The 21336-nt window shown below is 63.2% G+C and carries 22 protein-coding genes; 10 read left to right on the top strand and 12 right to left on the bottom strand.

Annotation, left to right across the window (positions count from 1 at the left end; translation table 11 throughout):
• Positions 1-2 precede the first annotated feature (2 nt).
• A complete protein-coding gene (locus JI743_RS01580; protein ID WP_227339667.1) occupies positions 3-440 on the top strand; it encodes a PaaI family thioesterase in 438 nt (145 codons plus the stop codon).
• A 13-nt stretch (positions 441-453) separates the two neighbouring features.
• On the opposite strand, the gene JI743_RS01585 is transcribed toward JI743_RS01580, so the two are convergent.
• Both JI743_RS01585 and JI743_RS01590 read right to left on the bottom strand, forming a co-directional pair.
• On the bottom strand, positions 454-1164 hold the full coding sequence (locus tag JI743_RS01585) for an NYN domain-containing protein (RefSeq protein ID WP_201925264.1): 711 nt from the start codon (positions 1162-1164) through the stop codon (positions 454-456).
• Between the two features lie 43 nt (positions 1165-1207).
• The gene (locus tag JI743_RS01590) at positions 1208-1849 is read right to left on the bottom strand and encodes a carbonic anhydrase (RefSeq protein ID WP_201925266.1); all 642 of its coding nucleotides are present in this window, start codon (positions 1847-1849) and stop codon (positions 1208-1210) included.
• Positions 1850-1911: 62 nt separating this feature from the next.
• Between JI743_RS01590 and lipA the strand changes: the two genes are divergently transcribed.
• Positions 1912-2841, top strand: coding sequence for a lipoyl synthase (lipA, locus tag JI743_RS01595; RefSeq protein ID WP_201925268.1), 930 nt, complete (start codon positions 1912-1914; stop codon positions 2839-2841).
• Positions 2842-2848: 7 nt separating this feature from the next.
• The gene (locus JI743_RS01600; RefSeq protein WP_201925271.1) at positions 2849-3328 is read left to right on the top strand and encodes a type II toxin-antitoxin system RatA family toxin; all 480 of its coding nucleotides are present in this window, start codon (positions 2849-2851) and stop codon (positions 3326-3328) included.
• On the opposite strand, the gene JI743_RS01605 is transcribed toward JI743_RS01600, so the two are convergent.
• Both JI743_RS01605 and JI743_RS01610 read right to left on the bottom strand, forming a co-directional pair.
• The gene (locus JI743_RS01605) at positions 3271-3828 is read right to left on the bottom strand and encodes a CinA family protein (RefSeq protein WP_201925272.1); all 558 of its coding nucleotides are present in this window, start codon (positions 3826-3828) and stop codon (positions 3271-3273) included. The genes JI743_RS01600 and JI743_RS01605 overlap by 58 nt on opposite strands.
• 1 nt (position 3829) lies before the next feature.
• Positions 3830-5008, bottom strand: coding sequence for a bifunctional 2-C-methyl-D-erythritol 4-phosphate cytidylyltransferase/2-C-methyl-D-erythritol 2,4-cyclodiphosphate synthase (locus JI743_RS01610; protein WP_201925274.1), 1179 nt, complete (start codon positions 5006-5008; stop codon positions 3830-3832).
• 96 nt (positions 5009-5104) lie between these two features.
• Here JI743_RS01610 and dusB point away from each other — a divergent pair, with 96 nt between their 5' ends.
• The 7 genes from dusB (at position 5105) to hflX (ending at position 14351) form a co-directional block, all read left to right on the top strand.
• Positions 5105-6103 (top strand): tRNA dihydrouridine synthase DusB, encoded by a 999-nt coding sequence (gene dusB / locus JI743_RS01615; protein WP_201925276.1) that lies wholly within the window; start codon positions 5105-5107, stop codon positions 6101-6103.
• A complete protein-coding gene (locus JI743_RS01620) occupies positions 6100-7203 on the top strand; it encodes a two-component system sensor histidine kinase NtrB (RefSeq protein ID WP_201925279.1) in 1104 nt (367 codons plus the stop codon). The genes dusB and JI743_RS01620 overlap by 4 nt, the downstream gene beginning before the upstream one ends.
• Entirely contained in the window at positions 7200-8618 is a 1419-nt protein-coding gene (gene ntrC, locus JI743_RS01625; RefSeq protein WP_201925281.1) for a nitrogen regulation protein NR(I), read from the top strand. The genes JI743_RS01620 and ntrC overlap by 4 nt, the downstream gene beginning before the upstream one ends.
• Positions 8619-8716: 98 nt before the next feature.
• On the top strand, positions 8717-11008 hold the full coding sequence (locus JI743_RS01630; protein ID WP_236659659.1) for a sensor histidine kinase: 2292 nt from the start codon (positions 8717-8719) through the stop codon (positions 11006-11008).
• On the top strand, positions 10998-12377 hold the full coding sequence (gene ntrX / locus JI743_RS01635; RefSeq protein ID WP_201925285.1) for a nitrogen assimilation response regulator NtrX: 1380 nt from the start codon (positions 10998-11000) through the stop codon (positions 12375-12377). Before JI743_RS01630 ends, ntrX begins: the two co-directional genes overlap by 11 nt.
• A gap of 88 nt (positions 12378-12465) precedes the next feature.
• On the top strand, positions 12466-13008 hold the full coding sequence (gene hfq, locus JI743_RS01640; RefSeq protein WP_201927229.1) for an RNA chaperone Hfq: 543 nt from the start codon (positions 12466-12468) through the stop codon (positions 13006-13008).
• Positions 13009-13028: 20 nt separating this feature from the next.
• A complete protein-coding gene (hflX, locus tag JI743_RS01645; RefSeq protein ID WP_201925288.1) occupies positions 13029-14351 on the top strand; it encodes a GTPase HflX in 1323 nt (440 codons plus the stop codon).
• On the opposite strand, the gene mazG is transcribed toward hflX, so the two are convergent.
• The 8 genes from mazG to JI743_RS01685 are packed head-to-tail and all read right to left on the bottom strand — an operon-like array spanning position 14348 to position 21335.
• Complete coding sequence (gene mazG, locus JI743_RS01650; RefSeq protein ID WP_201925290.1) at positions 14348-15121, bottom strand: nucleoside triphosphate pyrophosphohydrolase; 774 nt, start codon at positions 15119-15121, stop codon at positions 14348-14350. The two genes, hflX and mazG, sit on opposite strands and share 4 nt — an antisense overlap.
• Before the next feature lie 35 nt (positions 15122-15156).
• Entirely contained in the window at positions 15157-15339 is a 183-nt protein-coding gene (locus JI743_RS01655) for a hypothetical protein (protein ID WP_201925292.1), read from the bottom strand.
• Entirely contained in the window at positions 15336-16100 is a 765-nt protein-coding gene (locus tag JI743_RS01660; RefSeq protein ID WP_201925294.1) for an MBL fold metallo-hydrolase, read from the bottom strand. The genes JI743_RS01655 and JI743_RS01660 overlap by 4 nt, the downstream gene beginning before the upstream one ends.
• Positions 16101-16113: 13 nt before the next feature.
• Positions 16114-16890 (bottom strand): TatD family hydrolase, encoded by a 777-nt coding sequence (locus tag JI743_RS01665; RefSeq protein ID WP_201925296.1) that lies wholly within the window; start codon positions 16888-16890, stop codon positions 16114-16116.
• Positions 16890-18467 (bottom strand): methionine--tRNA ligase, encoded by a 1578-nt coding sequence (gene metG / locus JI743_RS01670; RefSeq protein ID WP_201925298.1) that lies wholly within the window; start codon positions 18465-18467, stop codon positions 16890-16892. Before metG ends, JI743_RS01665 begins: the two co-directional genes overlap by 1 nt.
• 38 nt (positions 18468-18505) lie before the next feature.
• Positions 18506-19486 (bottom strand): DNA polymerase III subunit delta', encoded by a 981-nt coding sequence (locus JI743_RS01675; RefSeq protein WP_201925300.1) that lies wholly within the window; start codon positions 19484-19486, stop codon positions 18506-18508.
• Complete coding sequence (tmk, locus tag JI743_RS01680) at positions 19483-20106, bottom strand: dTMP kinase (RefSeq protein WP_201925302.1); 624 nt, start codon at positions 20104-20106, stop codon at positions 19483-19485. The genes JI743_RS01675 and tmk overlap by 4 nt, the downstream gene beginning before the upstream one ends.
• The gene (locus JI743_RS01685; protein WP_201925304.1) at positions 20106-21335 is read right to left on the bottom strand and encodes a D-alanyl-D-alanine carboxypeptidase family protein; all 1230 of its coding nucleotides are present in this window, start codon (positions 21333-21335) and stop codon (positions 20106-20108) included. The genes tmk and JI743_RS01685 overlap by 1 nt, the downstream gene beginning before the upstream one ends.
• Position 21336: the final 1 nt, after the last annotated feature.

Consider the following 21336-nt stretch of genomic DNA (forward strand, 5'->3'; position numbering starts at 1 on the left):
CGATGCCGGCACCAATTTCGTCGAGCGCGATCCGCATGGATGCCGACGCGCTCAACGCCTTTTTGACCGACGCCTTCCCCCATGCCGAACGCGGCTCGCGTGGCTATGTCGTCTCCGCTGCGCCCGGCCATGTGCAGGCACGGATGGAGCCGAACGACAAGGCGCTGCGACCGGGTGGATTGATCTCGGGGCCGACGCAGATGGGCTTTGTGGACATGGCGGCCTATGCCCTGGTCCTCGCGCATATCGGTCCGGTCGCGATGGCGGTAACGAGCGCGCTCAATTACCAGTTTCTGCGTCCGTGCCGTCCGGGACCGATCACGGCCGACGCGACGATGCTGCGCCTCGGCAAGCGGCTCGCCGTGATGGATGTACGGATTTGGAGCGACGATCCGGGCAAGCCGGTCGGGCAGGCCAATGTGACCTACGCCATCCCGTAAAGGGGCGAGCGGCCTAGCGCACGCGCTTGATCCGCATCGGCCCTCCGTCAATGCGCTCGGTAACGAAGTTTGGGATGTCGGCGATCATGTCCGAGAGGCGCGAATAGCCATAGTTTCTGACGTCAAAGCTTGAACGGTTGCCTGCGATCTGGCCGACTTCACCAAGCAGCGCAAAGCCACCTTCGTCGCGCTTTGCGGCTTTCCAGGCATTGCTCAACAGGCCGATCACGTCGGGATCGATTTCCTTTTTCACCGATGCCTTCTTGCCTGACTCGCCTGCCGGACGTTCGGCATCGATCAGTGCATCGACATCGATGAAGCGTGTGCAGGCGCCCTGGAACCCCTCGGGCGTCTTGGCGCTACCAAAGCCATAAACAGGAATGCCGTCCTGCCGAACGCGCATCGCGAGCGGCATGAAATCGCTGTCGCTCGACATGATTCCCAACCCATCGAGACGCCCGCGATAGAGCAGGTCCATCGCGTCGATGGTCAGCTTCATGTCTGTGGCATTCTTGCCCTTCGTGAGGTCGAACTGTTGCTGCGGCTCGATCCCGAAATGATGGAGCTGGTCAACCCAGCCCTTGAGCGACGTTTTCCGCCAATTGCCATAGGCGCGGCGGATATTGACGGTGCCAAGCTCAGCGAGCGCGGTGAGCACCGGGTCGAGCCCCGTCGGACGCGCGTTGTCGGCATCGATAAGCAAGGCGACATTGCCGTCGGCCATCATTGTCTCCGCAGTTGCGCCCGCGGCGCGGGCCTTTGAGGGGTCAAGCTGCCGGCGCGAACTCACCACTTGCCGGGTCCATCACATGCAGCACGCCGTCGCCGATGGCGAAGAATGCACCATGAAGTTTGAGCGTGCCCTGTCGCTCTTTTTCTCGGACGCAGGGGAAGGTGCGCAGATTGGCGATACTCACCCCGACGGCGGCCATCTCCATCGCGCGACCTGCTTCGCGGCTATCGAGGTCGCTGTGGTGCGCGCGCACCTCGGCGCTCGCTTCATCGAGGAGGGCGATCCAGTCTGCGATAAACCCGCCCTGGCCCGGCTCCGCGCCGCGCATCGACTGATGGAGGGCCGCGTTGCAACCGCCGCACAGGCCGTGGCCCATGACGACAATTTCTTCGACCTTCAGGAATTGCACTGCAAATTCGAGCGCCGCCGACACGCCGTGCCGCCCGGGTGTCGTCTCGAACGGTGGTACAAGCGCTGCGACGTTGCGCACGACAAAGATCTCGCCGGGGTTGGTGTCGAAAATCTGCGAAGGTTCGACGCGGCTGTCGGAACAGGCGATTATCATCACCTTGGGCGATTGACCTTCGGCGAGCTCGCTCCACCGGTCGCGTTGTTCCTGCCAACCACCCGCGCGAAACCGCTGATAGCCATCGAGCATGTCGGTAAAGTGAGTCATGGCGCGCCTTTAGCATAGCTAGTGAGGTTGAGAAGAGGGCGCAGCATCGCTATGTGCGCGGCATGAACGCTCCCGTGCAGCCCGCAGCAACCCCGCGCCCGCGCAAACCCGACTGGATTCGCGTCAAGGCCCCGACAAGTCCCGGCTATGCCGAAACGCGCAAGCTGATGCGCGAACTCAACCTGCACACCGTCTGCGAGGAAGCAGCCTGCCCCAACATCGGCGAATGCTGGACCAAAAAGCACGCGACGGTGATGATCCTCGGCGACACCTGCACGCGCGCTTGCGCCTTTTGCAACGTCAAGACCGGCATGCCGCGGGCGGTCGATCCGTTCGAACCCGAGCATACCGCGATTGCGGCGGCGAAGATGGGGCTGACGCATATCGTTATAACCTCGGTCGACCGCGACGACCTTCCGGACGGCGGCGCGAGCCAGTTTGTCAAAGTCATAGAGGCGCTGCGCCGCGAAACGCCGAAAACGACGATCGAAATCCTGACCCCCGATTTCCGCAACAAGCCCGAAAGCGCGATTGCGGCGATCGTCGATGCGCGACCCGACGTTTATAACCACAATCTCGAAACCGTCCCGCGGCTCTATCCGACGATCCGTCCCGGCGCGCGCTATTATGCGTCGCTGCGCCTGCTCGAAAGCGTCAAGCGCCGCGATCCGTCGATTTTCACCAAATCGGGAATCATGCTCGGCCTGGGCGAGGAACGGATGGAGGTTCATCAGGTGATGGACGACATGCGCAGCGCTGACATCGACTTCATGACGATGGGCCAGTATCTGCAGCCGACGCCGAAACATGCGAAGGTCGTCGACTTCGTGACCCCGCAGGCGTTCGACGCCTATGCCCAGATCGCGCGCGCAAAAGGCTTTCTGCAGGTGGCGTCGTCGCCGCTGACGCGCTCTAGCTATCACGCCGGCGACGATTTCGAACGGATGCGCGCGGCGCGCGAGGCCCAGCTCGCGCGCACCGCGCAGGGCTGACCGGCACTTGCCGAGGCATCACGAAACGCGCGAATTGCCCTATACGCCCGAACAGATGTTTGGGCTGGTGACGGATATTGCACGCTATCCGGAGTTTCTCCCGTGGGTTGTTGCGCTCAGGATAAAGAGCGACAGCGAACATGAGGCCGTCGCCGACATGATTGTCGGCTTCAAGGGGCTGCGTGAGAGCTTTTCTTGCCGCGTCCACAAGGACCGGCCGCACATGGTAACGGTCAGCTATATCGACGGACCGATGCGCCACCTCGAGAATGAGTGGCATTTCCAGCCCGCCGCCGGTGGGGGGTGCCGCGTCGACTTCATGGTCGACTTTTCGTTCCGCAGCCGGATGTTCGAAATGCTCGCCGGACAGATGTTCGACAAGGCGCTGCGCAAGATGATTGCGGCGTTCGAGGCGCGCGCCGACAATCTTTACGGTGCGGGGAGGGTGATGTCCTCCGACGGCCGCAGCGCGTCCTTTTCGGGCTGAAGCAGTTCGAGCGCAAACATCGTCGCCGCCTGACGGATTGCAGCACGGTCGGTCGATTCGAACTGGATGCGCTGGGTGAAATAATCGTCGGGGTCCTGCCCGCGGAGAGCGCGCGCGAAAACGACCAGACCCACGGGCTTCCGCTCGGTTCCGCCGCTCGGCCCCGCAATTCCGGTAATCGCGACGGCAACGTCCGCGTCGCTGTTCGTAAGGGCGCCTGCGGCCATCGCCCAGGCGGTCGCGAGCGACACCTCGCCGAAGGTTTCGAGGATTTCGCTGCTGACGTCGAGTTGCTGCTGCTTGGCCTTGCCCGAATAGGTGACGAAGCCTGCCGAGAAAACGTCGGAACTTCCGGCAATATCGGTCAGCGCGGCGCTGACCATCCCGCCCGTGCAGCTTTCGGCGACAGCGACGCGGCGCTTTGCGGCGCGATTGGCAGCCAATATGGCCGTGGCCAGTTCTTCGCGCGCGGCAAGGCGCGTTTCGGCATCGGACGGCAATTTAATTCTCCGGAAGTTGCAATGTGGCGACGGCCTGCGCGGCGATCCCCTCTTGGCGCCCGGTAAATCCCAGCCGCTCGGTCGTTGTCGCTTTCACACTAATATGTTCGACCGGAATCGCAAGGATTTCGGCGATACGCGCACGAATGGCCGCGCGGTGGGGGCCAATGCGCGGCGCTTCGGCGATAATGGTCAGGTCGAGGTGCGAAATACGCCCGCCCCGCGCGACGACGCGCTCGCCTGCAAAAGCAAGGAAGCGATCGGAGGCGGCGCCACGCCATTGCGGATCGCTCGGTGGAAAGTGATCGCCGATGTCGCCGTCGCCCAGCGCGCCGAGGACCGCGTCGGTCAGCGCATGGAGCGCCACATCGGCATCGCTATGCCCGTCAAGTCCATGACTATGCGCAATTTCTATGCCGCCCAGCCACAGCGGGCGACCGGCGACAAGCCGATGCACATCATACCCCATTCCGACGGCGGTGCGCATCATCTTTCGCAGTCCCATCAATCCTTCGAGGATCGCCATATCCTCTGCATATGTCAGTTTGTGGAGCGCGGCGTCGCCGGCAACCGTTGCGACCTTGACGCCAGTCCGCCGCGCAAGTTGGGCATCGTCGGTGGCTGTAATTCCCCGGGCCTCTGCATGCGCCAGGCGCAGCGTCTTCAGGCGAAACGCCTGCGGCGTCTGGACGCGCACCAGTGCCGCCCGATCGACGACCTCGCCCGCTTCGGCCTCCGATAACTCAACCAGCGTGTCGGGGACCGGAAGCACCGGAATCGCCGCCTCCGCGCCGGAAAGTGCGTCGATCAACCGGTCGACGACGGCTGGCGTCAGCCCGGGCCGGGCCGCATCGTGGACGAGCACGATCATGTCGCCATCGCGATCGGCGAGTTCGGCGAGGCCATTGGCGACCGACTGCTGGCGCTCGTTTCCCGGCGCGGCTCGCCTCCAGCCGGTGGGAAGGGGAGTTGCATCTGCGGCGGCCGCGTCGTCGGCGACCAGCACCCCCCCCATTATGCGCGGATGTGACGCCAGAGCGTCGAGGCTCCACTGCAAGACCGGTTTGCCGCCTAGGGGCATTGCCTGCTTGGGTCGGTCGAATCCTGCCCGAACGCCGCGCCCGCCCGCAAGGAGGATCGCGACGGCGTGCGCTGGGGCGGAACGGGCGGACTCGGTCATGATGCGCGCCGGTTAGCGCAGCCTCGGCTTGCGGGGAAGCGGCTTAACGTGTAGGGGCGTGCTCAAATTTTAGGCAGTTCGACGAAAGTTTTCGCCATGGCGCCGCTGCGGCCCATTCAAATCGGCAATATCAGCATCGCGGATCCGGTGATCCTCGCGCCCATGACGGGCGTGACCGATCTGCCGTTCCGCCGGCTGGTGCGCCGCTTCGGGTCGGGGCTCAACGTCACTGAAATGATCGCGAGCCAGGCCGCAATTCGCGAGACGCGCCAGTCGGTCCAGAAGGCGGCGTGGGACCCGATCGAGGAACCGGTTTCGATGCAGCTCGTTGGCTGCACGCCCTACGAAATGGGCGAAGCGGCCAAGCTCAACGAAGATCGCGGCGCGGCAATCATCGACATCAACATGGGCTGTCCCGTGCGCAAGGTCACCAATGGCGATGCAGGCTCGGCGCTGATGCGCGACCTGAAGCTTGCGGCCGCGCTGATTGAATCATGCGTGAAGGCGGTCAGCGTTCCCGTAACGGTCAAAATGCGCATGGGCTGGTGCCACGACAGCCTCAATGCCCCCGAACTCGCGCATATCGCCGAGGATCTGGGCGCAAAGCTGGTCACGGTGCATGGCCGGACGCGCAATCAGATGTATCGCGGGACGGCCGACTGGGGCTTTGTCCGCACCGTCAAGGATGCCGTATCGATTCCGGTGATCGTCAACGGTGACATTTGTTCGGTCGACGACGCGCGCACCGCGCTCGCGCAGAGCGGCGCCGATGGCGTCATGATCGGCCGCGGCGCGTATGGCCGTCCCTGGCTGCTCGCGCAGATCATGGCGGCGCTGCGCGGCGAGGCCCCGCGCGCCGATCCCGGTATCGACGAGCAATATGACGTCATTACATCGCATTACCGCGCGATGATCGATCATTATGGCGAGGTGACCGGCGTCAACATGGCGCGCAAGCATCTTGGTTGGTATGTGAAGGGGCTGCCCGGATCGGCCGAATTCCGCAACAAGGTCAATCAGATTCCGGCGAGCCGCGACGTGCTCGATGCGCTCGAGCAATTTTATGGCCCGTTCCTGAGCAAGGCCGCTGCGTGAGCGCGCTGACGTCGAGTATTCCGACGTTCGACCATGACGAGTTGATCCAGTCGCATCCGGTCGCGACGCTGCTGATCGACAAGGGCGGGGTAGTGCTGTTCGTCAACGCCGCCGCCGAGCAGCTCTGCAATATCAGCCGTTCCGTGATGGTCGGCCGCATTGTCTATGACCTCATCAGTATGGATCGCAGCTATCGCCGCCGCATGATCGATCAGTCGGCGTCGGCACTTTTCGCGCACCGGGCAGAAATTGCCGTTGGTGGGCGCAAGGCCATCCTCGTCGATATGCAGTTGGTGCCCTATGGCCAGAGCGGCCACCGCATTCTCGCGCTTGTCCCGTCACAGAGCGATGCGGAGCTGATGGGCGGCGTCATTGGCCGGTCGGGCCGCGCTGCCGGTGCGGCAGCGTCGATGCTCGCGCACGAAATCAAGAACCCGCTCGCCGGGATCAAGGGCGCCGCGCAACTGCTAGCGCGCAAAACCGACGCTGGCGGCGAGCGTTTCACCAGCCTGATCTGCGCCGAGGTCGACCGGATCACGAATTTGATCGATCAGATGGAGCATTTCTCGCGCGGGCAGCCGATCGCCTGTTCGGCCATCAACCTCTATCAGCCGATCCATCAGGCGATGGAGGCGATACGCGCACGCCGGATCAGCGGCGTTCGCTTTACCGAGGATTTTGATCCCTCGCTTCCCCCGGTGCACGGGAACCATGACGCCATGGTGCAGATCCTGCTGAACCTCGTCACCAACGCTTGCGAGGCGCTAGGAGGGCGCAGCAACGGCATCGTCCGTCTGGCGACCGCCTATCGCCACGGCTTGTCGATAGACAATGGCGACGGTCGCGGACGCATCGCGTTGCCGATCGAGGTCAGCGTCAGCGACAACGGCCCCGGCGTGCCCGCCGACATCCGCGGCGATCTGTTCGATCCCTTTGTGACGACGAAGCGCGAGGGCAGGGGGCTCGGTCTCGCGCTCGTCGCCAAGCTTGCGCGCGACATGGGCGGCACTGCGCAGCATGTCCGCGACGGCGAGTGGACGCGCTTTCGCGTTCACCTTCCCGTCGCTGCGGACATCGGAAGCAAGGGGCAGGGCCGATGACGGACGGCAAGACGATTTTGCTGGTCGAGGACGACCCCGCCATCGCCCTCATCATCCGCGAGACGCTTGCTGGCGAATGTGCGGTGCTGGCATCGGTCGGCAGCATCGGCGAACGCAACGCCTGGCTCGCCGACAACCGGCCCGACCTGATCATTACCGACGTCGTCCTGCCCGATGGCGACGGCATCGACTCGCTCCCAGGCGCCGGAGTCGACCCGGCCACGCCGGTCATTGTGCTCTCGGCGCAGAATACGCTCGACACGGCGGTCCGCGCGACCGGGATCGGCAGCTACGACTATCTGCCCAAGCCTTTCGATCTCGAAGAATTGACCGCGAGCGTCCGCGCCGCGCTCGATCGCGGCAGTCAGCCCGCGGCGCGCAGCGACCCCGGACAGGCCGACAGTCACGGGCTCGTCGGCCGCGCGCCCGCGATGCAGGCGGTGTATCGCACCATCGCGCGGCTCGCGACGAACGACCTCGCGGTGTTGATTCTTGGCGAATCGGGGACCGGCAAGGAAGTGGTGGCGCGCGCAATCCACGCGACGGGCCTTCGCCGTTCCGGCCCCTTCGTCGCCATCAACATGGCAGCAATCCCGCGCGAGTTGATCGAGGCCGAGCTGTTCGGGCACGAAAAGGGCGCTTTCACCGGCGCCCATAGCCGCAATGCCGGGCGGTTCGAACAGGCGGCAGGCGGCACCTTGTTTCTCGACGAGATCGGCGACATGCCCATCGAGGCGCAGACACGCCTGCTCCGTGTCTTGCAAAGCAATGAATATTCGACCGTCGGCGGTAGCCAGTCGCTGAAGGCAGACGTCCGTGTCGTCGCCGCGACCCACCGCGACATGCGCGCTCTCGTCGCCGAGGGCCGGTTCCGCGAAGACCTCTTCTATCGCCTCAACGTCATTCCCGTCACCCTGCCGCCGCTACGCGACCGGCGGAGCGACATTGCCGCGCTGGTTCGCCATTTTGTCGACGAAGGGCGCCATTCGGGCCTCCCCGACCGCCAATTCGCACCCGAGGCGATGCAGATTCTCGAGCGTTATGACTGGCCGGGCAATGTTCGCGAACTCGGCAATGTTGTCCAGCGGCTTGCCGTCTTGTCGCGCGATACCGTCGTCGGACCACGCGACGTCGAAGCGGTGCTGCTGGAAAACGGCGGGGAACCCGACGTCGCGGCCCCGGCTGACTCGATTGCGAGGGCGATCGACGATTGGGCGCGCGAGCAATTGGGCGAAGCCGCGAACGACGGCGAAATTCATGCGCGGCTCCAGGCGATTGTCGAGGACGCGTTGCTCCGTCGCACACTCCGTGAAGTGCGCGGAAACCAGCTGGAGGCAGCGCGGCGGTTGGGAATTAATCGCAACACGCTGCGCAAGCGGCTGGGGCAACTTGCAATCGATCCCGCGCACCCCTGACATTTTTGCATCGGGTCAGCCGCCAATTGCGTCGTTTCAGCGACAGCGAGCGATGAATTGTGTTTTCCATGCAACAGGTTTGTCGTAACAGGGCAACAATGGCGTCCCCCGCTTCCCTAGCCCATGGCGATATTCCTGACGAACAGGCGGCGCCGACGCGCGGTTGGCAATTTGCCGCGCCCGAATATTATGCGCTCGCGGCGATCGTCAGCGTTGCGGCTGCGACCTATATCTTCGTAACCGGCGACTCTCAGAGCGAACGGCTGCTTACCCCGGCGCTCGTCGCGGCGATCATGGTCGCCAACCTCGTTCCGGCGATGGCGTTGATTGTCCTGGTCGGGAGCCGCGTCGCCCGCGCTCGTGCGGTGCGGTCGATGGCGGGCGGCAACGGTCGCCTCCATGTCAGGTTGGTCGCACTTTTCTCGCTGATCGCAGCTGCGCCCACCTTGCTCGTCGCGATCTTTGCTTCGCTGCTTTTTCAGTTCGGCGTCGATTTCTGGTTTTCCGATCGATCGCGCGGCATGTTCGAAAATGCCGCCGGGTTGGCCGAGGGTTTCTATCAGGAGAACCGGCGCGAGGTTGGGGCCAACACGGTAGCGATGGCACAGGATCTCGGGGATTTCCTGTCACGCGTTCCGACCGATAACCCTGATTTTTCAAACTATTATTTCCAGCAAGTCGTCGTTCGCAACCTGAACGAATCGGCGATTATCGAAATCGGCGAAGATGGCGTTCCGCGCACGGCGGCGATGATCGATCCAGACAATCGCGAAGCCGAGAATCGTCTGGCGCCGGCCACGGTCTCGCGCCTCGATGCTGGCGAGGACGTCGTCGTCGACGTCCAGCCCGACCGGATCGAGGCGACGACGCGCCTTCCCGGGCCGCGGCGCGCCTATGTCTATGCGTCGCGCGACGCCAATGTTCCCGGCTTCCAGCAGTGGGAGCGGGCACGATCTGTGCTTTCCGATTATAACGCGCTTTTCCAGCGATCGCAGCTTCTGCAGTTGCAATTCAACGGCGCGCTCTATCTGGGGTCGCTGCTGCTTCTTGCGCTGGCGGTCATCGCCGCCATCGTGGTCGCCGACCGCATCGTGCGCCCGCTCGGGACGCTGATCGGCGCCACGCGCACCGCCGCGGGCGGCGATTTGTCGGTCCGTGTCACGCCGCCCGCGCGCGACGACGAGATTTCGGTCCTGACGCGCGCCTTCAATCGCATGACCGAGCAACTCGAAGGCCAGACGGGTGCGCTCGTCAACGTCAACGAACAGCTCGAAACGCGACGCAGCTTTATCGAGGCTGTTCTCAGCGGCGTTTCCTCGGCCGTGGTCTCCGTTGACGCCGATCACCGGATACTGCTCGCCAATGCTGCCGCCGAGCGTCTGACCGGCCTGTCTGCAGAGCGCTTGACGGGGAGACCGCTCGCCGATGTCGTGCCCGAATTGGCACGACTGCTGACGGGTAACGAGCGCGAGGCGATCGTTCAGCTTGCGCGCAGCGATGCCGAACCGGCAACGCTCGCCGCCAAGGCAGTCGCGCAGGGGGACGGTTTTGTCCTGAGCTTCGAAGACATAACCCAACAATTGCTGGACCAGCGCCGCGCCGCATGGTCCGACGTCGCGCGACGTATCGCCCATGAAATCAAGAATCCGCTGACGCCGATCCAGCTCGCAGCCGAACGGCTCCAGCGCCGCTTCGGCGAAAAGGTCGAGGGAGACGAAGTGACCTTCCGCCGCCTTACCGAAACGATCATCCGGCAGGTGCACGACATGCGCCGCATGGTCGACGAGTTTTCGAGCTTTGCGCGGATGCCCAAGCCGACTTTCGGGACCGAGGACATTCGCGACATTGTGCGGCAGGCTGTGTTCCTGTTCGAAGTTGCAAAGCCCGACATTCAGTTCAGCGTAAAGACGCCCAACGAGATCGAGCCGCTGGTCTGCGACCGTCGCCTGCTGTCGCAGGCGATTACGAACATCGTCAAGAATGCTGTTGAAGCGATTGAAGAAAAGCATAAAAAGAGCGGCGCTGCGGTGAGCGGCCGCGTTCGCGCCGAACTCGACAACGGACCGAATGACGAACTTGTCATCCGCGTCACCGACGACGGCATCGGATTGCCGGAAGCGCGCGACGCAATTGCCGAACCCTATATGACCACGCGGCAGGGGGGGACCGGGCTGGGACTCGCGATCGTCAAGAAGATTGTCGAGCAACATTATGGGGAACTTGAGTTTTGTGACAATCCCGAGGGGCAGGGGACTTGTGTCACCCTGACGCTGCACCCCGACCGGTTGCGCCCATTGGCGGGGAAGGGCGACGATGCGGCGATGGGGAAGGTGGAAACGGTACCCGGACGGATACGCAACCGACAGAACAGAGAAGATTATGGCGCTTGATATTTTGATCGTCGACGACGAGCGCGACATCTGCGACCTTGTCGCGGGGGTCATGGAGGACGAAGGCTACGAGGCGCGAACGGCCTCGGACAGCGACGCCGCGCTCGAGGCGATCCGCCAGCGGCGGCCGTCGCTAGCGCTGATCGACGTCTGGCTTCAGGGCTCGCGGCTCGACGGGCTCGGCCTCGTCGATGCAATCAAATCCTTCGATCCGACGCTGCCGATCATCGTCATTTCGGGGCACGGCGGCCTCGACACGGCCGTCGCAGCGATCCGGCGCGGCGCCTTCGACTTCATCGAAAAGCCGTTCGAGGCCGAGCGCCTGCTCCATCTGGTCGCACGGGCGACCGAAAACGAGCGGCTGAAATTTGAATATGAACAGCTTCGCGAAAAGGCCGGCCCGGCTGATGAACTTACGGGCAACAGCGCGGCGATCAACAATGTTCGCGCAACGCTGAAACGCGTCGCCGGAACCGGGAGCCGCGTTCTGATTACGGGCGCGCCCGGTGTCGGCAAAGAGGTGGCCGCGCGCGTGCTTCACGGATGGAGCGGGCGCCAGAATGCACCGTTCCGCGTCATATCGTCGGCCAGAATGGACCCGGAGACGGTCGAAATCGAACTCTTCGGCTCGGAAGCCGATGATGGAACGATCCGCGTCGGCCTTCTCGAACAGGCGCATGGCGGCACTTTGTTCCTCGACGAAGTGGCCGACATGCCGTTGACTACACAAGGAAAAATTCTGCGCGTACTGACCGATCAGAGCTTTACGCGCGTCGGCGGGCGCACGATGATCCGTGTCGATGTTCGCATTATCTCGGGCTCAGCTCGCGACCTGCTCGCCGAGATTGCCGAAAACCGCTTTCGCGAAGATCTTTATTACCGGCTCAACGTCGTTCCAGTGCATATACCGCCGCTCAACGAGCGCCGCGCCGACATTGTCAGCCTGTGCGACCATTTCGTCAGGCGCTATGCCGCCGATCGCCGCGTCGCGCCGCCCGAAATCAGCCAGGAAGCGCTCGCGGCGCTACAAGCGCACGAGTGGCCGGGCAATGTCCGCGAACTGCGAAACGTGATCGAACGCGTCATGATTCTGGCCCCGAGCGATCGCTTGGCGCGCATCGACGCCGACATGCTGCCCGCCGAGCTTGTCCGCGGCGGAGCCGATATATTACCCAACTCGGAGTCGATCACGGCGATCCCGCTCAAGGAAGCTCGCGAGAACTTCGAGCGTGAATATTTACGTATTCAAATCAACCGTTTCTCTGGAAATATTTCGCGCACCGCGAACTTTATCGGTATGGAGCGATCGGCGCTGCACAGAAAATTGAAACTCCTTGGCCTCACCGAGAGTTCGGATAATGAATCTTAGCGCGGGGAAGGGGCCTTTGCCCTAGACCTGCGATGTGCTTTCCCGCATATTGCGGGCCTGAAGGTCAATAATTGCCGGACCAACCGGCATCGAATGCGGCAAATACCGCCAAGAACAGGAGGCCAATGTGTCCGATAAAAGCCAGAATCTCCAGGATCTCTTCCTCAACGCTCTCCGCCGCAGCAAGACGCCGGTCACGATGTTCCTCGTCAAGGGCGTCAAATTGCAGGGCATTATTACCTGGTTCGACAATTTCTCGCTGCTGCTTCGCCGCGACGGCCAGTCTCAGCTCGTTTACAAGCACGCGATCTCGACGGTCATGCCCTCGCACGACTTCGACCTCGGTCTGCTCGGCGACAATGTGCGCGAGGCGCCCGCGAGCAAGGGCAAGGCGCTGCAGGATGTGTTCCTCAACGCCGTCCGCCGGTCCGAAGAGTCGGTGACGATGTTCCTTGTGAACGGAGTGATGCTCCAGGGTGATATCGTGGCCTTTGACCTGTTTTGCATGCTGCTCGAACGCGAGCGGCAGGTCCAGCTCGTATACAAACACGCGATTTCGACCGTGCAGCCCAACGGGCCGATCAACCTGACCGACAATGGCGATGCGGACGGCGACGCTGGCGAAGCCTGACCGATAGTCGATGTGACGCAATGATCGAAAGCGATGGCGAAGTCACCCGGGGGGCAGCCACGTTGCTCGTCGTGCCGGAGTGGCGCGGGCAGCGGCTTTCGCGCGACCTCGACGCCCGCGTAGAGGAAGCGAAAGGCCTCGCACTCGCGATCGGACTCGATGTCGTCGCCGTGCATTCGCTTCGACTGCGCCAGACGCGTGCCGCGACGCTGATCGGCGTCGGGCAGATCGAGGCAATCCGGCCCGACATCGACGCGAAAGCAGTGCAGCTTGTCATTGTCGACGCCCCGCTGAGCGCGATCCAGCAGCGCAATCTTGAAACCGAATTGGGCGCGAAGGTCATCGACCGGACAGGATTGATTCTCGAAATTTTCGGCGAGCGCGCGGCGACGGCCGAAGGGCGTCTCCAAGTCGAACTCGCGCATCTCGATTATCAGGCGGGCCGTCTGGTGCGCAGCTGGACCCACCTCGAGCGTCAGCGCGGCGGATTCGGCTTTCTTGGCGGTCCCGGCGAAACGCAGATCGAAGCCGACAGGCGCATGATCAGGGACCGGATGGCGCGTATTCGGCGCCAACTCGACGATGCGCGCCGCACGCGGCAGTTGCAGCGCGCCAAGCGGCAACGCGCACCGTGGCCGGTGATCGCGCTCGTGGGCTATACGAACGCTGGAAAATCTACCTTTTTCAATCGCCTGACAGGCAGTGACGTCATGGCGGAAGATATGTTGTTCGCGACTCTCGACCCGACGATGCGCGAGATCCGGCTGCCCGGCATCGACAAGGCGATACTGTCCGACACGGTCGGTTTCGTTTCCGACCTGCCGACCGAACTTGTTGCGGCGTTTCGCGCGACGCTGGAGGAAGTGACGACCGCCGACCTGATCGTCCATGTTCGCGATATCGTACACCCCGACAGTGACGCCCAATATGACGATGTGCGTGCGATCCTCGACTCGCTGGGCGTCAATGGGCCACAAGACGGAGACGCGGAGGCGGTCGAGGCCGTGCCCCAGATCGAAATCTGGAACAAGATCGACACCGCCGAACCGGAGCGGCGCGCCGAAATCGAAGCCGTGGCGGAGCGACGGGCCGACGTCGCGATCATCTCGGCGGAAACCGGCGAAGGCGTCGAGCAGGCGCGCATGTTCATGGCGTCGCAACTGACCGCGCGTCATGTCGAACACCGGATTTTCCTGGCGTTCGATCAAGGGGAGGCAATGGCGTGGCTGCACGCGCGCGGCGAGGTGCTGGCCGATGTGGCCGAGGAGGGCGGTCATCTGCTGACCGTTCGGCTCGACCCTGCCGATCGCGCGCGTTTCGACCGACTTTGGCCTTCTGCCTAGCTGATTTCGTCCGCTTTTACGGCTTGCCAGTGCGTCTCGAGCACATCGAGCGAAAGCGATGCCATGTTCGCTCCCGCGCGCTCCTCAACCGCGGTGAAACGTCGAGCAAACTTGGCGTTTGCCGCGCGTAGGGCGTCTTCGGCATCGACGCCGAGGTGGCGCGCATAGTTGACCACTGCAAACAACAGGTCGCCGACCTCCTCGGCGCGGTCCGCTGGGTCCGCGGCAGCAGCGACTTCCGCTAGTTCCTCGTGAATTTTGTCGCGCGGGCCGTCCGCGTCGGGCCAATCGAAACCGACGCGCGCCGCGCGCGCCTGCAGCTTTTGTGCACGCAGCAGTGCCGGTAGCGAAGATGCCACGCCGGCAAGCGCGCTATTTGGTCCCTCGGCCGCGCGCTCGTCGGCCTTGATCTGTTCCCATTGCTGGCGGACGTCGTCGGCCGTGGCGTCACCGAAAATATGCGGGTGCCGCCGTTCCATCTTCGCGCTGATGGCTGAGGCGACGTCGTTGAAGTCAAACAGACCTTTGTCGGTGGCAATTTGGCTGTGAAACACGACCTGGAGCAGCAGGTCGCCGAGTTCGTCGCAAATCGCATTGGGATTGCCGGACGCTATGGCGTCGGCAACCTCATAGGCCTCTTCGATGGTGTAGGGGGCGATCGATGCGAAATCCTGCGCCAGATCCCATTCGCACCCGCCATCGGGATTCCGCAATTGCCGCATGATAGCGAGCAGGCGATTGATGGGGGACAACTCGTCCGAAACGGGCATAAATTTATCCGATAATATATATTATGTAAAATTATCTAAGCGCCGCGGGCGGCCTGGAACGTCCAGACGGCCAGAAACACCAGCGCAAATATCGCCACCCAGGCAAGCCCGAGCTTGATCCAATCGGCCGCTGGCAAACGCCGGACGACGAGCGCGCTGAGAACCAGCGTGAAGGCTCCCGCAAACCAGATCAGTTGGACAGCCGTGTCACCGTTCATATCTCCACCTCCAACCCGTCATACCCGGGCTCGACGCCCGCTGGCAGTTCGGAAGCAAGGTCGTCATAATCCATCGTATTGTCCATATGGGTTATGATGGCGCGCGGCGACCCGACCTTGACGAGCGCTTCGAGTGTCATCGCCAAGTGTGGATGCGTCGGGTGCGGATAGCGACGCAAGGCATCGATGACGAACAGGTCGACGCCTTGGAAAAATTCGACCATTTCATCGGTGAACTTGGAAAAATCAGTGGCATAGCCAACCTTGTGCGCACCGTCGCAGAAGATCAGCCCCGTCGCCTTGATCGGACCGTGCGGCATTTCAATGGCCGAAACCTCGATCGGCCCGATCGATTGATGATCCTCAAGGTCAATGGGATCGACCGACGCCGGATAGCCGGCGTTGCCAGCAAAGGCGTAGGTGAATCGCCATTTCAATATGTCGAGCACATGATGGCGGGCATAAACGGGCACGGCGGAGCGGCGCAGGTGCATGATCTGCCGCAGGTCGTCGATTCCGTGGCAATGGTCGGCATGTTCGTGCGTCCAGATAACGGCGTCTATGGCACCGACATCTGCATCGAGCAGCTGCAAACGCATGTCGGGACTGGTGTCGACAAGCAGGCGGAAGCCGCCAAGCGATACGAGTATCGACGCGCGGCTGCGTAGATTGCGGGGGTTGTCGGGATCGCACTGACCCCAGTCGTTACCGATCCGGGGCACGCCCGAGGACGTGCCGCATCCCAATATCCGGACCTTCATGCCGCGTACGACGTCATGGCGCCGCCTTGCTGAAAAGCGCGTAGAAATTGGCGCTTGTGGCGTCGGCCAGCTCCTGACGGTCCGCGCCGCGCAGCTCGGCGAGATATGCCAGCGTATCGGCAACAAAGGCCGGCTCGCCGGTCTTGCCGCGGTGCGGCACGGGCGCGAGGAAGGGTGAATCCGTTTCGATCAGCAGCCGCTCCTGCGGCAACCAGCGCGCGGTAGCCTGTAGCTCGGCCGCATTCTTGAACGTCACGATACCCGAAATCGAGATGTAGAGCCCAAGGTCGAGGGCCTGGCGCGCGAAATCGTCGCTTGCGGTGAAGCAGTGAATGACGCCGGTGAACGGATTGCGCGCCATTTCTTCGCCGAGCAGCGCGAGCGTGTCGGCCTCTGCGTCACGTGTGTGGACGATAATCGGAAGCCCGGTTTGCTGCGACGCATGGATGTGGCGCCGAAAACTGTCCTGCTGCCGCTGCCGATCGCTCTTGTCGTAATAATAATCGAGACCGGTCTCGCCGATCCCGATCACGCGCAGATGGGCGGCGCGCGCGACGAGCTTGGCGGTATCGATGTCGGGATGGTTATCGGCGTCGTGCGGATGGATGCCCACACTCGCCCACACGTCCTCATTGGCTTCAGCAGCAGCAAGAACATCGTCCCATTCGCTTTCGCGCGTTGCGATGTTGAGCATCGCCGTGACGCCGCGCGCACGGGCGCGTTCGAGCACTTCACCCTGCTGCTCGGCGAGCCCCTTGTAATTGAGGTGGCAGTGCGAATCGACGAGCATCAGGCGGTCACTTCTTCCCCTTCCCCTTCGGGCAGTTCGAGCCGCGGGAAAATGGGGATGGGTTGGGCAACGGCGAAACCGCCATCGACGAGCTTGGCAAACCAGTCTTCGTCAGAAAGGGCAGCAAAATCACGAGCATCCAGCGCAATGCCCATTTGGTCGAGCAGCTTGTCCGCGGCCGCCGGGACGACGGGACGGATCGCAATGGCGAGCGTGCGCACCGCCTGGAACAACGTCATCAGCACTGCGCGCATGCGCTCGGGGTCGGTCTTGCGGAGCGTCCACGGCGCCTGCGCGTCGACATATTGATTGCAGGCGAAAACCGCCCGGATCCAGTCTTCGATGCCCACAGAAAAAGCCAAATGCTCAAACTCGCGCGGCAGGCGGGTGCGCGCCATATCGAGGACGTCAGCGATAAGGCCCTTGTCATCCTCCGTCGGCGGCCAATCGCTCGACAAAGCGCCATCCAAATTTTTGAAAATCATCGACAAACTACGCTGCGCCAGATTACCGAAGCTGTTGGCAAGGTCCGCATTGGCGGTGCGGACGATCGCTTCGGCCGAATAGCTGCCGTCCTGTCCGAAGCTCACTTCGCGCAGCAGATAATAGCGCAGCGCATCGACGCCGAAGGTCTCGGCGAGCGCCATTGGATCGACCACATTGCCGAGCGACTTCGACATTTTCTCGCCGCGGTTGAGCAGGAAGCCGTGGCCGAACACCTGCTTCGGCAGCGGCAAACCTGCACTCATCAGAAAGGCCGGCCAGTAAACCGTATGAAAACGAACGATATCCTTGCCGATCATATGGATATTCGCCGGCCAGAACTTACCGAAATCGCTCGCCGGATCGGGATAGCCGAGTCCCGACAAATAGGTGGTGAGCGCATCGACCCACACATACATCACATGGCCCGGCGAGTCCGGCACCGGCACGCCCCAGTCGAAGCTGGTGCGCGACACCGAAAGGTCCTTCAGACCACCTTCGACGAACCGCAGCACCTCGTTGCGACGGCTCTCGGGACGAATGAAATCGGGATTGTCGCGGTAAAGTGCAAGAAGGCGGTCCTGATAGGCCGAAAGTCGAAAGAACCAGCTTTCTTCAACGGTCCACTCGACCGGCGTTCCTTGCGGGGACAGGCGTGTGTCCCCTTCCCCATCGACGAGCTCGCTCTCGTCGTAAAAAGCCTCGTCGCGTACCGAATACCAGCCTTCGTAGCGGTCGAGGTAGAGGTCGCCATTGGCCTGCATCGCGCGCCAGATCGCCTGCGACGCGGCGTGGTGCGCAGGGTCCGAAGTGCGCATGAAATTGTCATAGCTTATATTCAGCTTGGCATACATCTCACGGAAATATCCCGACATTTCGTCCGCGAGGTCGATTGTCGCGCGCGCTTGGTCGCGCGCGGTCTGGAACATCTTGAGGCCATGTTCGTCGGTGCCGGTAATCAGCCGCACGTCGCGACCGCGCGCGCGCTGGAACCGCGCCATGACGTCGGTTGCGATCGCTTCATAGGCGTGGCCGATATGCGGGCGACCGTTGGGATAGCTGATTGCGGTCGTGATATAAAAAGGTTCGGACATGCGCGCGCCTTAGCCGCTGCATCGCGCAAGGGAAAGCGTCAGCGTGCGCCCTCGCGGCCGCGCGGCGCGAGTTCGGCCAGACAGTTGCCGATCTCGAAGCCCGCCATCGCGCCGTCATAGGATCCGCGTACCGCGTCGCGGACGGTGCGCTGGACACGGTCCCATTGTTCCAGAACCGGGCCGACGTCCTCAACCGGGCGCTCGCGCGCTATCCGTGCAAGAAGCCCGGGAACGATGTCGATGACCAGCTCGAGCCTCGCGCGGTTGCTGGTACCGGAAACCTCGCGCGCGAGCGCTTCGCGCAACCTGTTTCCGGGATCGCCGCTCTCGGCGATAGCCGTCAGCTTGCGCTCCATCACCGCGACATCGCTGTCTATCAGCGCGAGTGCTTTGCCCGGGACACCGCCCGCGGCCGCGGCAATCGCGCGCACCTCTTCGACGTCGAGCATCGGGCGCATTTCGTGCAGCCATGCCACCATGACGTCACGATCAACCGGTTGAAAACGGACGATTCTGCACCGCGACCTGATCGTGGGAAGGAGGCGTCCCGGCGAGTGGCTGACGAGCAGGAACAATGTCTGCGCCGGCGGCTCTTCCAATGTCTTGAGCAATGCGTTGGCACCATCGGTCTCGAGATCGTCGACGGCGTCGATGATGACGACGCGCCAATCGCCAAGCGACAAGGACAGGTGCAGCCGCCGGATCATCTGGCGAACCTGGTCGATGGTGATGTTGCGTGCGAGGTCCTTGGACTTGTCCTTTGGCTGGCGCGCAAGGCTGATCAATTCGGGATGGTTCCCGGCATCGACGAGCTTTGCCGCAGCCGGGTCGCCGGGATCGTCGAGCGATCCGGCGCCTCCTGCACCCGCGCGACCGTGCGTCACCAGAAAGCGCGCCGCCCGATGCGCAAAAGCAGCCTTGCCCATCCCCTGCGGCCCCGCAAGAAGCCATGCGTGGTGCATCCGTCCGCCCAGCCAGGCCTCGCGAAAGGCGTGTTCGGCGCTTCCATGGCCGATCATGACAGCCAGTCCTGGAGTTCGGCGACTATCGTTGCGGTCACGACCGGTGCGGCGGCCCCGGCATCGATGACGCGCCAGCGTAGAGGCTCGGCGGCGGCCATTTCGTCGAAACGCGCGGCAAGACGGGCCTGATACTCGTCCGGCTTGCTTCCCATACGATCGCTGCCTTCGATATCGCGCGCGGCAAGGCGGCGCGCGGCCTCGGCGGGCGAGACGCGAAGGAGGAAGGTCCGGTCGGGCCACAGATTCTGCGAACCGAAGCGATGCAAGGCCAATATATCGGCGTCCGTCACTCCCCCTCCGCCGCCCTGATAGGCGCGCGTCGAGTCGACGAAACGGTCGCACAGGACCCACGCGCTGCGTTCGAGCGCGGGCCGGATCGTGCGCGCGACATGGTCGGCGCGCGCTGCCGCGAACAACAGCGCTTCGCCGCGCGCATCCCAGCGATCATCGTCTCCATGAAGCAGCAGCTCGCGAATGGCCTCGGCGCCCTCGCTGCCGCCGGGTTCGCGCGTGACGACGACCTCGATGCCGCGCACCGTCAGTTCGCCGGCGAGCGCGCGGATCTGGGTCGACTTGCCGACGCCTTCGCCGCCCTCGAGCGTGATGAAGCGCCCCATCAACGGCCGGTCAATCGGTAAAGGCCGGTACGACTGCGCGACCAAAGGCTGTCGGTTGCCTCGACGCCGCTTGTCGCGACCAGCGGTGTTATCTGTGGCGGCAGTCCCGTTGGCGTTACGACCAAATCAGCGACTTTGACGCGTCGGCCGACCGGCGCGCTTTGCGGGGCTCGTCCGCGCATTACCGCGCGATACCCGCCCGAAAAGCCCTTGGGCACCGTCACCCTGATTGGAAGCGGCGTTTCTACGGCGACCATCGGCGCGGTTCCGCCGTTCACGTCGAGGTGGCCGACGACCTTGCCCGCAGGCGCCACCAGACGCCCTTCCCATTCCTCGAAACCCCAGCGCATCAACCTTTCGGCCTCGTCGCGGCGTGCCTTTTCGCTGCCCATACCTGCCACCACCATGATCAACCGGCGCCCGTCGCGCCTGGCCGACCCGAGGAAGCAATAGCCTGCTTCGGCGGTATGCCCCGTCTTCAGTCCATCGGCGCCCGCAAAACGGCCCAGAATCGGATTGCGATTGGGCTGGACGATCGGCGTGCTGTCGGGCGCCTTGCCATGCTGCAGGCGGGGAATGGCAAAATAGCGGTCGTAATCGGCAGGGAAATCGCGGATCAGCCGATCGGCGAGCGTGATAAGGTCGGCGGCGCTAACCTTGGTAACTCCACCGTCGGGCCAACCATTGGGCGTACCGAATCGACTGGAACTCATGCCAAGTTCGGCTGCTACTTTGTTCATCCGCCGAACAAAAGCCTGTTCGCTCCCGTCAATCCCTGCTGCCAGCAGCGCCGCGGCATCATTTCCCGAAACGGTGATCAGCCCCTTGAGCAGCTGGTCGACCGACACTTTCTCGCCTGCTCGCAGAAACATTGTCGATCCGCCGGTCGACCCGTTCCATTTTTTCCAGAGCGCCTCGGTCATCGTGAACTGCTGATCGCGTGCAAGTTCGCCCTTGGCGATCAGATCGAGCACAACATAGGCGGTCATGACCTTGGTCATCGAGGCCGGGGCAAATCGTTTGTCGGCGCCGCGCGAAAACAATATGGCCCCCGAATCGGCATCCTTGAGCATGACGATCGGCGCTTCGGTGACATAAAGCGGCCGCGTTGCGGGGCGCGCCGGTGTCGCGTCGCCGCGCGCCGGTGCTGGCGCGAGCGTCGCGGCCGACAATGCGGCGAACAGGACGGCGGTTACCCCTGCTCTCGTCAATACTCGACTGAAGTTCATT

This window comes from Sphingopyxis jiangsuensis (assembly GCF_016734905.1).
In the GTDB taxonomy this organism is placed as follows: domain Bacteria; phylum Pseudomonadota; class Alphaproteobacteria; order Sphingomonadales; family Sphingomonadaceae; genus Sphingopyxis; species Sphingopyxis jiangsuensis.